The sequence below is a fragment of the Saccharothrix sp. DSM 118769 genome (assembly GCF_052936295.1).
On the sequence record NZ_CP193627.1, the window covers coordinates 8,262,684 to 8,277,370 of the forward strand.

The 14,687-nt window shown below is 73.0% G+C and carries 12 protein-coding genes and 1 pseudogene; all 13 read right to left on the minus strand.

The window, feature by feature from the left end:
- Window positions 1–31: 31 nt before the first annotated feature.
- Window positions 32–2,269, minus strand: a complete 2,238-nt coding sequence (locus ACRAKJ_RS34870) for a polyribonucleotide nucleotidyltransferase (protein ID WP_447008795.1) — start codon at window positions 2,267–2,269, stop codon at window positions 32–34.
- 233 nt (window positions 2,270–2,502) lie between these two features.
- Window positions 2,503–2,772 (minus strand): 30S ribosomal protein S15, encoded by a 270-nt coding sequence (gene rpsO, locus ACRAKJ_RS34875; protein WP_438926223.1) that lies wholly within the window; start codon window positions 2,770–2,772, stop codon window positions 2,503–2,505.
- Between the two features lie 123 nt (window positions 2,773–2,895).
- Window positions 2,896–3,330, minus strand: a pseudogene (locus tag ACRAKJ_RS34880) (2'-5' RNA ligase family protein); the annotation flags it as partial.
- 130 nt (window positions 3,331–3,460) lie between these two features.
- On the minus strand, window positions 3,461–3,943 hold the full coding sequence (locus ACRAKJ_RS34885; protein WP_438926222.1) for a helix-turn-helix domain-containing protein: 483 nt from the start codon (window positions 3,941–3,943) through the stop codon (window positions 3,461–3,463).
- A gap of 89 nt (window positions 3,944–4,032) precedes the next feature.
- The gene (locus ACRAKJ_RS34890; protein ID WP_438926221.1) at window positions 4,033–4,974 is read right to left on the minus strand and encodes a bifunctional riboflavin kinase/FAD synthetase; all 942 of its coding nucleotides are present in this window, start codon (window positions 4,972–4,974) and stop codon (window positions 4,033–4,035) included.
- Between the two features lie 28 nt (window positions 4,975–5,002).
- Entirely contained in the window at window positions 5,003–5,362 is a 360-nt protein-coding gene (locus tag ACRAKJ_RS34895; protein ID WP_447008796.1) for a hypothetical protein, read from the minus strand.
- A 398-nt stretch (window positions 5,363–5,760) separates the two neighbouring features.
- The gene (gene truB, locus ACRAKJ_RS34900; RefSeq protein WP_438926226.1) at window positions 5,761–6,705 is read right to left on the minus strand and encodes a tRNA pseudouridine(55) synthase TruB; all 945 of its coding nucleotides are present in this window, start codon (window positions 6,703–6,705) and stop codon (window positions 5,761–5,763) included.
- Complete coding sequence (locus tag ACRAKJ_RS34905; RefSeq protein WP_438926219.1) at window positions 6,681–8,000, minus strand: MFS transporter; 1,320 nt, start codon at window positions 7,998–8,000, stop codon at window positions 6,681–6,683. The genes truB and ACRAKJ_RS34905 overlap by 25 nt, the downstream gene beginning before the upstream one ends.
- A gap of 117 nt (window positions 8,001–8,117) precedes the next feature.
- On the minus strand, window positions 8,118–9,587 hold the full coding sequence (locus ACRAKJ_RS34910; RefSeq protein ID WP_438926218.1) for an MATE family efflux transporter: 1,470 nt from the start codon (window positions 9,585–9,587) through the stop codon (window positions 8,118–8,120).
- Window positions 9,584–10,603 carry a DHH family phosphoesterase gene (locus ACRAKJ_RS34915; RefSeq protein WP_438926217.1) on the minus strand — a complete coding sequence of 340 codons (1,020 nt, stop codon included), beginning with the start codon at window positions 10,601–10,603 and terminating at the stop codon, window positions 9,584–9,586. The genes ACRAKJ_RS34910 and ACRAKJ_RS34915 overlap by 4 nt, the downstream gene beginning before the upstream one ends.
- Window positions 10,604–10,711: 108 nt before the next feature.
- Window positions 10,712–11,161 (minus strand): 30S ribosome-binding factor RbfA, encoded by a 450-nt coding sequence (gene rbfA, locus ACRAKJ_RS34920; RefSeq protein ID WP_438926216.1) that lies wholly within the window; start codon window positions 11,159–11,161, stop codon window positions 10,712–10,714.
- 13 nt (window positions 11,162–11,174) lie between these two features.
- Window positions 11,175–11,471 (minus strand): DUF503 family protein, encoded by a 297-nt coding sequence (locus tag ACRAKJ_RS34925; RefSeq protein WP_438926225.1) that lies wholly within the window; start codon window positions 11,469–11,471, stop codon window positions 11,175–11,177.
- Between the two features lie 78 nt (window positions 11,472–11,549).
- Window positions 11,550–14,660, minus strand: a complete 3,111-nt coding sequence (gene infB / locus ACRAKJ_RS34930) for a translation initiation factor IF-2 (RefSeq protein WP_447008797.1) — start codon at window positions 14,658–14,660, stop codon at window positions 11,550–11,552.
- Window positions 14,661–14,687 lie beyond the last annotated feature (27 nt).

Below are 14,687 nucleotides of genomic sequence, written 5' to 3' on the forward strand. Positions count from 1 at the left end.
GCGCTCGCGGCCGTCCCGTTGACGCTCGTCGTCACTCGGCCGAAGCCTCCGCCGGAGCGGCGTCCTGCTCGGGCGCGTCGGCGGCCGGGGCCGCGTCGGCGTCCTCGTTGACCAGGACCAGGCTGATCTTGCCGCGCTGGTCGATGTCCGCGATCTCGACGCGGAGCTTGTCGCCGACCTTCACGACGTCCTCGACCTTGGCGATGCGCTTGCCGTTGCCCAGCTTGGAGATGTGGATCAGGCCGTCCTTGCCCGGCAGCAGCGACACGAACGCGCCGAACGCCGCGGTCTTCACCACGGTGCCCAGGAAGCGCTCGCCCACCTTCGGCAGCTGCGGGTTCGCGATGGCGTTGATCAGGTCGATGGCGGCCTCCGCGGACGGGCCGTCCGCCGCACCGACGTAGATCGTGCCGTCGTCCTCGATGGAGATGTCGGCGCCGGTCTGCTCGGTGATCGAGTTGATCATCTTGCCCTTGGGCCCGATGACCTCGCCGATCTTGTCGGTCGGGATCTTCACCGACGTCACGCGCGGCGCGAACGGGCTCATCTCGTCCGGGCGGTCGATGGCCTCGGCCATGACCTCCAGGATGGTCAGGCGCGCGTCGCGGGCCTGGCCCAGGGCCTTGGCCAGCACGTCGGACGGGATGCCGTCGAGCTTCGTGTCCAGCTGGAGCGCGGTCACGAACTCCTTGGTGCCGGCGACCTTGAAGTCCATGTCGCCGAACGCGTCCTCGGCGCCCAGGATGTCGGTCAGCGCGACGTACTCCGTCTTGCCGTCGACCTCGTCGGACACCAGGCCCATGGCGATGCCGGACACCGGCGCCTTCAGCGGCACACCGGCGTTGAGCAGCGACATCGTCGAGGCGCAGACCGAGCCCATCGACGTGGAGCCGTTCGAGCCCAGCGCCTCGGACACCTGGCGGATCGCGTAGGGGAACTCCTCGCGCTTGGGCAGCACGGGCGTGAGCGCCCGCTCGGCCAGCGCGCCGTGGCCGATCTCGCGGCGCTTCGGCGACCCGACGCGGCCGGTCTCACCGGTGGAGAACGGCGGGAAGTTGTAGTGGTGCAGGTAGCGCTTGTGCGTCTCCGGGGACAGCGAGTCGATCTGCTGCTCCATGCGCAGCATGTTCAGCGTGGTGACACCCAGGATCTGGGTCTCGCCGCGCTCGAACAGCGCCGAGCCGTGCGCCCGCGGGATGACCTCGACCTCGGCCGACAGCGACCGGATCTCGGTGAGGCCGCGGCCGTCGATGCGGACCTTGTCGCGCAGGATGCGCTGGCGGACCAGCTTCTTGGTCAGCGAGCGGAACGCGGCGCCGACCTCCTTCTCGCGACCCTCGAACTGCTCGGCCAGCTTCTCCAGCACCGACGCCTTGATCTCGTCGGTGCGGGACTCGCGCTCCTGCTTGCCCGCGATGGTCAGCGCCTGGGACAGCTCGCCCGCCGCGGCCTGCTCGACGGCCTCGAAGGCGTCGGTCTGGTAGGCCGGGTAGGTCGGGAAGTCGCCGGTGGCCTTCGCGGCGACCCGCGCCAGCTCGGCCTGCGCCTCGCACAGCGACGCGATGAACGGCTTGGCGGCCTCCAGACCGGCGGCCACCACCTCCTCGGTGGGCGCCTGCGCGCCCTCGCCGACCAGGTCGATCACGCGCTCGGTGGCCTCGGCCTCGACCATCATGATCGCGACGTCCTCACCGACGATGCGACCGGCGACGACCATGTCGAACACGGCCTTCTCCAGCTGCTCGTGCGTGGGGAACGCCACCCACTGGCCCTCGATCAGCGCCACCCGGACGCCGCCGATGGGGCCGGAGAACGGCAGGCCCGCGAGCTGCGTGGACGCGGACGCGGCGTTGATCGCCACCACGTCGTACAGGTCCTGCGGGTTCAGGCTCATCACCGTGATGACGACCTGGATCTCGTTGCGCAGACCGTCCACGAAGGACGGGCGCAGCGGGCGGTCGATCAGGCGGCAGGTCAGGATCGCGTCGGTCGACGGGCGACCCTCGCGGCGGAAGAACGAGCCGGGGATGCGGCCCGCCGCGTACATGCGCTCCTCGACGTCCACCGTGAGGGGGAAGAAGTCGAAGTGCTCCTTGGGGTGCTTCGACGCCGTGGTGGCCGACAGCAGCATGGTCTCGTCGTCCAGGTAGGCGACGACGCTGCCGGCGGCCTGGCGGGCCAGGCGGCCGGTCTCGAAGCGGATGGTGCGGGTGCCGAACCGACCGTTGTCGATCACAGCGGAAGTCTCGTGGACCTCGAATTCCGTCATGCGGAAAACTCCTCGTCGTGCGGGCCGCAGCGCGCTCGGGTGCGGGATCGCGGTTCGGACGAGGCCGGTCTTCGATCGAAGTCCCCTGGTCATCTCCACTGCCAGGGGGCCACTACCGAGGACCGGCGAACTGTCGTCCCGTGCGCCGCGCTTACGTCCCTCGTCTTTGTTGTCTTGTTCTTACCTAAGCCGAAGGGGGAGTGATCGTCGTGATCACTCCCCCCCGGCACGTCTCACCTGCGCAGACCGAGGCGACCGATCAGGTCGCGGTAGCGCTGGATGTCCACCTTCTGGAGGTAGTTGAGCAGCCGGCGGCGACGGCCGACCAGCAGCAGCAGACCACGACGCGAGTGGTGGTCGTGCTTGTGCTTCTTCAGGTGCTCGGTCAGGTCGGCGATGCGCTTGCTCAGCAGCGCGACCTGGGCCTCGGCGGAGCCGGTGTCCGTGTCGTGGACGCCGTACTCGGCGAGGATGGTCTTCTTCTCAGCGGTGGAGAGTGCCACGTTCCTGCTTCCTGGTTCTCGTCTTCCCGTGCCGTGGGGCCCCGCTCGCGCGAGGTAGTCGGTACTGGCCGCCACGGACCGCAGCCAGACCCAACTGTCGAGGTTACCAGTAGTGGCGAACGACTACCCGTTCGGCTCGTCCGGCGTGCTCAGCGGCACCCGGTCGAGGACGGTGTAGCCCCCGGTCGGGCCGCTGCGCACCAGGGCCACCTCGGTCGGCGTCCACTCGCGACCGGTGAAGTCGACCACCGGCAGGACCCCGCCGCGGGCGACCGTCAGGTGTGGACGCCAGTCGGCCCGCACGCCCGCCGCGCGCGCGAACCCGGTCAGGTCGCCCTCGACGCCGATCCACAGCACGTTCGCGAAGTGCCCGCCGCCCCGCAGCCGCAGCACCGGCGCGGCCAGTCCCCGCAGGCCCGCGAGCTGGGTCGCCGGGTCCGGCTCGGCCGCGCCGAAGAACCCCACCGTCACGTGGTAGCGATTCGGGTCGGTCCAGCGCAGCGCCGGGTGGGCGCGGCGCACCGGCCGCAGCGCCTCGTGCAGCTCGGCCACCACCGGCTCGGGCGGGAAGAGCGCGGAGAAGGTGTTCCGCTGTCCGGACCGCCGTGTTCACGGTGTTCACGTCGTTCGTTCGTCGTTCATTTCGTCCGCTTTGTCGTTCGTGTCGTTCGTTTGTCGTTCAGGGTGTTCAGTCGCGTTCCTTCGCGGCGCGGCGCAGCAGCTCCGCCAACGCCGGGAAGTCCTCGCCCAGCACGTCGGCGGCCTGCGACAGCTCGCGGCGGTCGGCCAGGCGGCGCAGGAACGGGAACACCACGGCCTCGTGGTCGGCCAGGTTCACCGGCAGCGACTCGCGGCTCACCGTGGGCTTCGAGTCGCGGACCTCGTCCAACGCGCGCTGGAGCGCCTCCGGGGCACCGGTGGCCACGTCGGGGGTGAGGACCTTGCGCTCCAGCATGATCATCCGCGCCAGCACCGACGGGTTGCCGATCTTCGCGCGGCGACCGCTCATGACCTGGCTGAGCATCGGGGCGCTGATCCCCAGGACGTCGGCGAGCTGTGCCTGGGAGACGTTGAACGCGACCACCAACCGGCGCACCCGGTCGCCCAAGGGCTCCCCGTACCACTCGCGCTGCAACGCGAGGTTGCGCTGGACGATCTTGTGGTCCTCCACCTGCGCCTCTCCCTAGCCCGCTCGACGTGACAGCATCTTGCCAGGCCGACCCCCGCGACAAGGGTGGTTCCACCCACCTGGTTCAACCGTCACAGCCGCTCTTCGGCCACCAGGACGTCGCGGGCCACGGCCACGTCGCGGTGCATCTGCTCCAGCAGCGCGTCGACCGCGTCGAACTTCTCCATGCCGCGCAGGCGTTCCACGAAGTCCAGCGCCACCCGCTGGCCGTAGAAGTCCTCGTCCACGTCGAGCACGTACGCCTCGACGCGCCGCTCCCGGCCCGAGAAGGTCGGGTTCGTGCCCACGCTCACCGCCGCCCGCAGCCGCTCCCCGTCGCCGCGGACGAACCAGCACGCGTACACGCCGTCCGCGGGCACCGCCGCGAAGCGGGTCGTGGACAGGTTCGCAGTCGGGAAGCCCAGCTCCTTGCCCCGGCCGTCGCCGCGCACCACGATGCCCTCCAGCCGGTGCGGCCTGCCCAGCGCGTGCGCGGCGGCCGCCACGTCACCCGCGTCGATGCACGCCCGGATGTAGGTCGACGAGTACGTCACCCCGTCATCGGTCACCAGATCCGCCCCCTCAGTCACGAAGCCGAACCGCTTGCCCAACGTGCCCAGCAGGTCGACGTTGCCCGCGGCCTTGAAACCGAACGTGAAGTTCTCGCCGACCACCACGGCCGTCGCGTGCAGCCGCTCCACCAGGATCTCGTGCGCGAACTCGTCCGCGGGCATCCGGGACACCTCGGGGGTGAACGGGATGACGCAGAAGACGTCCGCGCCCAGCCCCTCGACGAGCTCGGCGCGGCGGTGCAGGCTGGTCAGCTGCGCGGGGTGGCTGCCCGGGCGCACCACCTCGGCGGGGTGCGGGTCGAACGTCATGACGACGCTCGGCACCCCCTTCGCCGTCGCCAGGTCCACCGCGCGGCCGATCAGCGCCTGGTGGCCCCGGTGGACGCCGTCGAACACGCCGATCGTCACGACGCAGCGGCCCCAGCCGCCCGGAAGGAGGTCGAGCCCTCGCCAGCGTTGCACGCGGCAAGCGTACGGGGCGGGCCCCGGGCTACGGGTTGGGGTTGACGTCCCGTCCGGCCTGGTAGACCGTGCCGCCGTCGCGGGCGACCGCGTTCTGGTTGATCGTCGTGGGCGAGTTGACGGTGACCGAGCCCAGGTTCCCGGCCTGCACCACGCCACCGTGCACCGTGCCGCTGATCGTGTTGTGCACCGAGGGCTCCCGACGAGCCCGCTCCGGTCGCTCCGACCGCTCCGACCGGGGCGGCGTGGCGGCGCCCTGCTCGGCCGGCCTGGCGTGCGGCTGCTGCTGCATCCGCAGGGTGATCGCCACGCCCAGCACGGTGAGCAGCACGACCACCACCCAGGCCAGCGGGTCACCGGCCGCGTCGGTGGCCACGTTGATGGCCACACCGGTAGCCGAAGTAACCCCACCCGCCGCCGCGGGCAACACCCATCGCGCCATGTGCCCCACGGTAGGTCCGGGAAGCCGAACGCGGAACCGCTATCGGCGGAGAGCGGCCAGGAGGCTTCGCGTTCACCGGAACCGGTGAACGGTGCAACGAGGGACAACCCCGACCGCATTTCTTCCGTTAGCCGGAGGAACACGGCACAGCGGCGGCAGGAGCGGGCGACGCCACGAGCCGGGCCGCGGGAGCGAGCAGGAGGCGCGCCCGGTGGGGTCGGTCGGGCTGGGCCGGGTTGGGCGGGCTCGGGCGGACGCTCGGGCGGGCTCGGGCGGCCTCGGGCGGGTGGGGCGGCCTCGAGCGGGTGGGGCGGCCTCGAGCGGGTGGGGCGTTCGGGGTGGGGTCAGTCCGCGGGGGTGAGGACCACCAGGGGCTTGGCGATGGGGCCTTCGTCCTTCGCCAGGGCCACGACGTGGCCGTCCGGGCCGAAGACGCCGTACGTGCCGTCCAGGCCACCCGCGGGGAGGCGTTGACCGTGGGAGAGGGCCACGGCTTCCCTCGGGGCGATCTCGCGGCGCGGGAAGGCCGTGGACACCGCCGCGTCCAGGTCCAGGGACAGGCCGGGGGTGTCCTCCAGCTGCTGGAGGGTCTTGGCGACCCGCAGGTCGAAGGGGCCGACCCTGGTGCGGCGGAGGTTGGCGAGGTGGCCGCCCACGCCCAGGTCCGCCCCCAGGTCGCGGGCCAGCGCGCGGACGTACGTGCCGGACGAGCACTCGACCATCACGTCGATCTCGGTGGCCTCGCCCTCCCGCCGGATGCCCAGCACGTCGAAGCGGTGCACGGTGACCGGGCGGGCCGGGATGTCGACGACCTCGCCGTCGCGCACCCGCGCGTAGGCGCGCTTGCCGTCGATCTTCACGGCGCTCACGGCGCTCGGCACCTGCTGGATGGCACCGGTCAGCTTGGCGACGCCCGCGCGGATGGCGTCTTCCGGGACCTCGGACGCGTCGGCGCTCGACACGACCTCGCCCTCGGCGTCGTCGGTCGTGGTGGACGCGCCCAGGCGGATCGTGGACAGGTACGCCTTGCTGTCGAGCGCGAGGTGGCCGAGGAGCTTCGTGGCGCGCTCGATGCCCAGCACGAGCACACCGGTCGCCATCGGGTCGAGCGTGCCCGCGTGCCCGACCTTGCGGGTGCCGAGGATGCGGCGGACCTTGGCGACCACGTCGTGGGAGGTCATGCCGTCGGGCTTGTCGACGACGACGAGGCCGGGCGCTACGGGCGGACGGGACGGGCGAGGAGATGCGGGCACGAGCGGACATCTTAGGCGTCGGCCAGGACGTCCCAGCGCCGGCGACGCAACTGCACCGGCACGGTCTCCCCCCGGTCGAGGGCGGCGAACACGGCGGCCCGCGCGCGGCGCCACCAGACGACCGTGCGCCACACGCCGACCAGCAGCACGGCGACCACGGACAGGAACGCGACCCGGTAGGCGTCGGGCGCCGGGGTGGACGCGGTGACGTCGAGCAGGACGCCCACGGCGAGCGCGGTGAACGTGATGGCGCCGAACCCGCCGACGTTGGCGACGCCGGTGGCGGTGCTGACGCGGTGCAGCGGGTTGTAGTCGCGGACGAGCGCGAAGGCGACGCCGGACACGGGGTTGCCGATGGCGAGCAGGGCGAAGACCGCGTAGAGGACGGGGGTGGGCAGCACGCCGCCGGGCCAGCCGAGCAGCACGGCCCAGCACAGGACGGCCACGCCGAGGTAGGCGCCGACGATGGGCATGCGCCACTCGGGGTGGCGGGCGATGACGGTGCCCATGACGGGTCCGGCGACGACGGCGACCACGACGAGGGTGCTGAGCACGGCGGACGCGGCGGGGCGGGTGAGGCCCTGCGCTTCGACGAGGTACGGGAAGCCCCAGAGCAGGCCGAGCAGGGCGGGGGTGGACATGGAGGTGAAGTGGACCCAGAAGCCGAGGCGGGTGCTGGGTTCGCGCCACGCGGTGGCGACGCGCGGGCCGAGGGTGCGCAGCGGCACGGGTTCGGCGGCGGGTTGGGGCACGCCGTCGGGTACCTCGCGGACGCGCCAGGCGACGACGGTCGAGTAGCCGGCGGTGGCGATGCCGGCGATGAGGAACGTCGCGGTCCAGCCGGTGTTCTCCAGGAGGAGGGTGAGCGGGACGGTGGCGACGAGGTTGCCCGCGCCGCCGAGGGCGGCGGACAGGGTCATGACGACGGTGAAGCGGCGGGGCGGGAAGTGGGCGGCGGCGAGCCGCAGCACGCTGACCCAGGTCATGGCGTCGCCGATGCCGAGGACGGCGCGGGCGGCGAGGCCGACGGGGTAGGAGGAGGCGAGGGCGAACAGGACCTGCCCGGTGCCCATGAGCAGTGTGGCGGCGGTGAGGACGCGGCGTGGTCCGAAGCGGTCGACGAGGAGGCCGGTGGGGATCTGCATCAGCGCGTAGAGGCCGATCTGGAGCACGGTGAACGTGCTGAGCGCGGCGGGTCCGACGGAGAACCGCTCGGACGCCTCCAGGCTGGCGACGCCGAGCGAGGTGCGGTGGAACAGTGCGGCGACGTAGACGGCGACGGCGGTTGACCAGATCAGCCACCCTTGTTTCGTGGCGCGATCGACCGGCAAGGGACGACTCCTCGTAGACCGTGCGGCGGCACTCCCAGTATCGAGAAACAGTTGCCTTGTGTTAACGATTCCCGCACGTGCCCCTCACCACACCGGACCGGGGTCGGCCGCCGCGCCTCACCGCACGGCGCCGACCCTGGCCCACTCACCGGAACGGGTGCGCGCCAGCACGGCGACCAGCCGCAGCACCATGAACGCGGTCAGGCCGGTCCAGATGCCGACGAGCCCCCAGCCGAACGCGTGGGACGCCCACACCAGCGGCAGGAAGCCGAGGGCGGCGGAGGCGAGGGTGGCGGTGCGCAGGAACCCGGCGTCGCCCGCCCCGAGCAGCACGCCGTCGAGGGCGAACACGACGCCGGCGACGGGTTGGAGGGCGACGAAGAACCACCAGGCGTGCGGGATCTCGTCGAGGACGAGCCGGTCGGTGGTGAACACCAGGGGCAGCGGCCCGGACAGCGCCGCGAACAGGACGCCGAGCAGCACGCCGAACACCAGCCCGTAGCCGGTGACCTGCCAGGCGAACCGGCGGGCCTGGGCGCGGCGGCCCGCGCCGAGGGCCGCGCCGACGATGGACTGGGCGGCGATGGCGAGCGAGTCGAGGACGAGCGCGAGGAACGTCCACAGCTGGAGCACGACCTGGTGCGCGCCGACGGCGGCGACGGAGGTGCGGGCGGCGACGGACGCGGCGGACAGGAAGCACGCCTGGAACGCGAGGCTGCGCAGCACGAGGTCGCGGCCGAGGCCGAGCTGGGCGCGCATGCGGCGCGGGTCGGGCCGCAGGGTGACGTGCTCGGCGCGCAGGGCGTTGCCGAAGAGGGCGGCGGAGAGGAACTGCGCGATGACGTTCGCGATGGCCGAGCCCTCCAGGCCCCAACCGGCGACGTGCACGAACAGGGGGCACAGGACGGCCGAGATGCCGTTGCCGACGAGCACGTAGCGCAGTGGTCGGCGGGTGTCCTGCACGCCGCGCATCCACCCGTTGCCGGCCATGGTGACCAGCACGAACGGCGCGCCGAACAGGGCGATGCGCAGCCAGGCGACGGCGTTGTCGGCGACGTCGCCGGGGCCGGCGAGGAGGTGCGCGGCGGGGACGGCGAGGAGCTGTCCGAGCACGATCACGAGCGCGCCGACGGTGAGCGCGAGCCAGGTGGCCTGCACGCCCTCCTCGACGGCCTCGGTGCGGCGGCCGGCGCCGAACAGGCGGGCGGCGCGGGCCGTGGTGCCGTAGGAGAGGAAGGTGAGCTGGGTGGCGACCTGGGTGAACAGGACGCCGCCCAGGGCGAGGCCGGCGAGGGGCAGTGCGCCCAGGTGGCCGACGACGGCGGTGTCGACCAGGACGTAGAGGGGCTCGGCGGCCAGGACGACCAGGGCGGGGGCGGCCAGGCCGATCACGCGGCGCGCGGGGACGCGATCGGCGTCCTCGTCGGGGTCCGGCGCGGTGTTCACGTTGTTCAGGGTCGTGTTCGCGGTGTTCGCGGTGTTCAGCGTGTCCGGGCCGGTGTTCGGCGTGTTCGGACCGGTGTTCGGGGTCGTGCTCGCGGTGCTCGGCGTGTCCGGGCCGGTGTTCGGTGGGGTGTCGTCGGTCATCGACCCGCTACCTCGGCCAGCGCCTCCCGCAGCCGCTGGAGCACGGCGTCGGCCGGTCCGGTCGCGGTGAAGCCCGCGGCGAGGCGGTGGCCGCCGCCGCCGAGGAGGTGGGCGACCTCGCGGACGTCCACCCGGCTCACCGCGCGCAGCGACACCGACCACGTGGCGGGCCGCAGCTCCTTCAGCACGGCCGCCACCTCGGCCTCGGCGGTGGTGCGCACCAGGTCGACGACGCTCTCGACCTCCTCGGGCCGCAGCCCGGCGGCGTCGTCGAGCGTCACGACGGCGTGCACGAACCCGAGCCCGCCGGCGGCGTCCGGCTCCAGCCGCGCCCCGCGCAGCACGGTCGACAGCATCCCCAAGTAGCCGAACGGGTGGGAGTCCATGAGCGGCCGGGAGACGGCTTCGGCGTCGACGCCCGCGGCGAGCAGCCGGGCCGCGACCCGGTGCGTGGACGCCGACGCGTGCCGGAACGAGCGGGTGTCGGTCACCAGTCCCGCGTAGACGCAGCGGGCGATGGGTTCGTCCAGTTCGACGCCCAGTTCGTCGAGCAGCCGCAGCACGACGACCGCGGTGGCCTCGGCGCGGTCGTCGACGACGTTGACGTGCCCGAACCGGGGGTTGGACACGTGGTGGTCGAGCACGACGACCACGCCGGCGGTCCGCACGCGGTCGCCGAGCGGGCCGAGCCGGCCGACGCTGCCGGCGTCCAGGGCGACGAGGACGGGTGGCGCGGCGGGCACCTCGGAGGCGGGCACGAGGAGGCCGGCGACGTCCAGGTCGCGCAGGGTCTCGGGCACCTCGTCGGGTGCGCCGAACGACACCCGCGTGGTCACGCCGCGGCGGTGCAGGGCCAGGCCGAGCGCCAGGGCGCTGCCGAGCGCGTCCGCGTCGGGGTTGACGTGGGCGAGCAGCGTGACGTCGCCGGCGGAGGACAGGACGCGGGCGGCGGCGGCGAGGTCGGCGGCGATGTCGGGGGCGGGGCCGGCGGGGTCGCCGGTGGGGTCGTTGTGCACAGCCGGAACGCTAGTCGGCGCGGCCCGGGTGGACTCCAGTCGGCATCCTCCCGGACCGCGCCGGTCACAGCTCCGCCCGCCCCGGTGTCCCGGAGGGGCGGCTGGTGCCTACTCGCCGTCCTCGGTCTCGCGCGGCGGCTTGTACGGGTCGGGCTCACCGGCGGGTTCGGCGCCGGACGCGATGCGCGCCACCTCGGCGTCCGCCTCGCGCGCCCTGGCCAGCAGCTCGTCCATCCGCCGCGCCTCGTCGGGCACGGTGTCGGTGATGAACGTCAGCGTGGGGGTGAACCGCACGCCGGTCTGCTGGCCGACCATGGTGCGCAGCACGCCCTTGGCCTTCTCCAGCGCCGCCGCGGCGCCCGCGAGGTCCGGCTCGGAGTCCAGCTTCTCGCCGAGCACGGTGTAGTAGACCGTGGCGTCGTGCAGGTCGCCCGTCACGCGGGTGTCGGTGATGGTGACGCGGGCCAGCCGCGGGTCCTTCACCTGGTGCTCCAGCGCGGAGGCCACGATCTGCGAGATCCGCTTGGCCAGCTTGCGAGCCCGTGCCTGGTCGGCCACGGCGCTCCCTCCTTCAGTCGTCCTCCGGCCCGACGAGCCTGTGGCGGGCGGAGAGCAGTTCCAGTTCGGGTCGTCCGGCGACGAGCCGTTCGCAGGCGTCCAGGACTTCCCTGACATGCTCGGCGTCGGCGGCGACCACCGCCACTCCGATCAACGCGCGGCGGTGCAGGTCCTGGTGGCCGGCCTCGGCGGCGGACACCTCGAACCTGCGCCGCAGTTCGGCCACGACGGGCTTCACCACGGACCGCTTCTGCTTCAACGAGTGGACGTCGCCGAGCAGCACGTCCAGCTCAAGGGCACCGACGAACAGGGGTCATCACCACGGGGTATCTCGAAGGGGTGCGGGGTCGTCCCGGAGGACGACCCCGCACCTCCTGTCCGGAGACGGTCAGGCGCGCGGCTTCTCGCGCATCTCGAACGTCTCGATGACGTCACCGACCTTCAGGTCGGCGTAGTTGCCGAGCGTCAGACCGCACTCGTAGCCCTCGCGGACCTCGGTCGCGTCGTCCTTGAACCGCCGCAGCGAGCTGATCGGCAGGTTCTCCTGGACGACGTTGTTGTCGCGCAGCAGGCGGGCCCGCGCGTTGCGGCGGATCTCGCCCGAGAGCACGAGGCAACCGGCGATCGTGCCGACCTTGGAGGACTTGAAGACCTCGCGGACCTCCGCGCGGCCCAGCTGGACCTCTTCGTACTCCGGCTTGAGCATGCCCTTGAGGGCCTGCTCGATCTCGTCGATCGCCTGGTAGATCACCGTGTAGTAGCGGACGTCGACACCCTCGCGGTTCGCGAGCTCGGTCGCCTTGCCCTCGGCCCGGACGTTGAAGCCCAGGACGATGGCGGAACCGGCGACGGCGAGGTTGATGTCGCCCTCGGTGATGCCACCGACGCCGCGGTGGATGACCCGCAGCTCGACGTCGTCGCCGACCTCGATCTTCATGAGCGCGTCTTCCAGTGCCTCGACGGTACCGGAGTTGTCGCCCTTGATGATCAGGGTGAGGGCGCTGGTCTCCTTCAGCGCGGCGTCCAGGTCCTCCAGGCTGACGCGCTTCCGCTTCGCCGCGTTCATGGCGTTGCGGTTGCGGGCCTGGCGGCGCTCGGCGATCTGCCGGGCCACCCGGTCCTCCTCGACCACGAGGAACGTGTCACCCGCACCGGGCACCGAGGTGAGGCCGATGACCTGCACCGGGCGCGACGGGGTCGCGACGGTGACGTCCTCGCCGTGCTCGTCGACCATGCGGCGCACGCGGCCGTAGGCGGCGCCCGCCACGATCGAGTCGCCCACGCGGAGCGAACCGCGCTGCACCAGCACCGTGGCGACCGGACCGCGACCGCGGTCGAGGTGCGCCTCGATGGCGACGCCCTGCGCCTCCATCTCGGGGTTGGCGCGCAGGTCGAGCGACGCGTCGGCGGTCAGCAGGATCGCTTCCAGCAGGCCGTCGATGTTGATGCCCTGCTTCGCCGAGATGTCGACGAACATGGTCTCGCCGCCGTACTCCTCGGCGACCAGCCCGTACTCGGTGAGCTGCTGGCGGATCTTGGCGGGGTTGGCCCCCTCCTTGTCGATCTTGTTGACCGCGACCACGATCGGCGCGTTGGCCGCCTGGGCGTGGTTGATCGCCTCCACCGTCTGCGGCATGACGCCGTCGTCGGCCGCCACCACGATGACCGCGATGTCGGTCGAGTTCGCACCACGTGCACGCATGGCGGTGAACGCCTCGTGACCCGGGGTGTCGATGAAGGTGATGAGGCGCTCGTTGCCCTCCAGCTCCGTGTTCACCTGGTAGGCGCCGATGTGCTGGGTGATGCCACCCGCTTCGCCCTCGGCCACCTTCGCGGTGCGGATCGTGTCGAGCAGTCGCGTCTTGCCGTGGTCGACGTGACCCATGACGGTGACGACCGGCGGGCGGATCTCGAGGTCCTCCTCGCCGCCGGCGTCGTCGCCGTAGGTGATGTCGAACGTCTCCAGCAGCTCGCGGTCCTCCTCCTCGGGGGACACGACCTGCACGGTGTAGTTCATCTCGGAGCCGAGCAGCTCCAGGATCTCGTCGGACACGGACTGCGTCGCGGTGACCATCTCGCCGAGGTGGAACAGCACCTGCACCAGCGAGGCCGGGTTGGCGTTGATCTTGTCGGCGAAGTCGGTCAGCGAGGCACCGCGGGGCAGGCGGATCGTCTCGCCGTTGCCCTTGGGCAGGCGGACGCCGCCGACCGACGGCGCCTGCATGTTGTCCATGTACTCCTGGCGCTTCTGGCGCTTGGACTTGCGCCCGCGCCGCGCCGGACCACCGGGGCGACCGAAGGCGCCCGCGGCACCGCCGCGACCACCGGGGCCACCGCCACCGGGACGACCGCGGAAGCCGCCGCCGCCACCGCCGGCCGGGGCACCGCCGCCGCCACCGGGGCGGAAACCGCCACCGCCGGCGCCACCGCCGCCACCGCCACCGGGGCGGAAGCCACCGCCACCGCCGCCACCGCCGCCACCGGGACCGCCGCGGAAGCCGCCGCCGCCGCCACCGCCACCGGGACGACCGCCGCCGCCACCGGGACCGCGGCCACCGCCGGCACCACCGGGGCCGCCGCCGGGACGACCGCCACCGCCACCGGGGCGGGGACCGGCCGGACGACCGGGCATCATGCCCGGGTTCGGCCTGGGCGGCATGTTGCCGGGGTTGGGCCGGGGGCCACCGGGGCCACCGGAACCACCCGGACGGGGACCGGCCGGACGCGGGTCACCGGGCTTGGGACCGGTGGGCCGCTCGGAGCGGTCGCCGCCGCCGGGGGTCTGCGGGCGCGGGCCCTGCGGACGCGGCGCGGGAGCGCCACCACCGACGCCGAACGGGTTGTTGCCCGGGCGCGGCGGCCGGGCACCGGCGGGCTTGGGGGCCTGCGGGCGCGGCGGGACCACGGACGGGGGGTTCTGCGCCGCGGCGGGTTGCTGCTGCTGGGGCGCGGGGCGCGGACCGGGACGCGGGCCGGCGGGCCGGGAGGCCTGCGGCTGCTGGGTCGGCGCCGGGGCCTGGGCCGGCTGCTGGGTCGACGCGGCGGCCGGGGCCGGGGCCGGGGGGGCCACCGGGGGCTTCGGCTGCTGGGTCGGCTGCTGCACCGGGGCCGCGGCGGGAGCCGGGGCCGGCTGCTGGGCCGGCGCGGCGGCCGGGGCCGGGGTCGCGGGCTTCGCCGCGGGCGGCTTCGGGGCCATCGGCTTCGGACCGGGCACGGGGCGCGGGCCGGGCTTGCCGGCGGGCACGCCGGGGCGCGGGGCGTCGCCGCCGCCGTTGGTCGCGGGGACCTGCGGCTTCGGCGGTGCCGGACGGGCGCCGGACGACTTCGGCTTGGAGTCGTTCTTGGCGTAGGCGTCGCGCAGTCGCCGGGCCACGGGGGCCTCGACGGTGCTGGACGCGGACTTCACGTACTCGCCCTGGTCGGCGAGCTTGGTCAGCAGTTCTTTACTCGTGACACCGAGCTCTTTGGCGAGCTCGTGCACGCGGGCCTTGCCTGCCACTGCACTCCTCTGTGAGGGAGGCCGGCG

Bases quoted from the DNA above. Each gene is read 5' to 3' on its own strand.
- ACRAKJ_RS34870 (WP_447008795.1), bottom strand. From the start codon at position 2,269: ATGACGGAATTCGAGGTCCACGAGACTTCCGCTGTGATCGACAACGGT.
- ACRAKJ_RS34910 (WP_438926218.1), bottom strand. From the start codon at position 9,587: ATGACCGACGACACCCCACCGAACACCGGCCCGGACACGCCGAGCACC.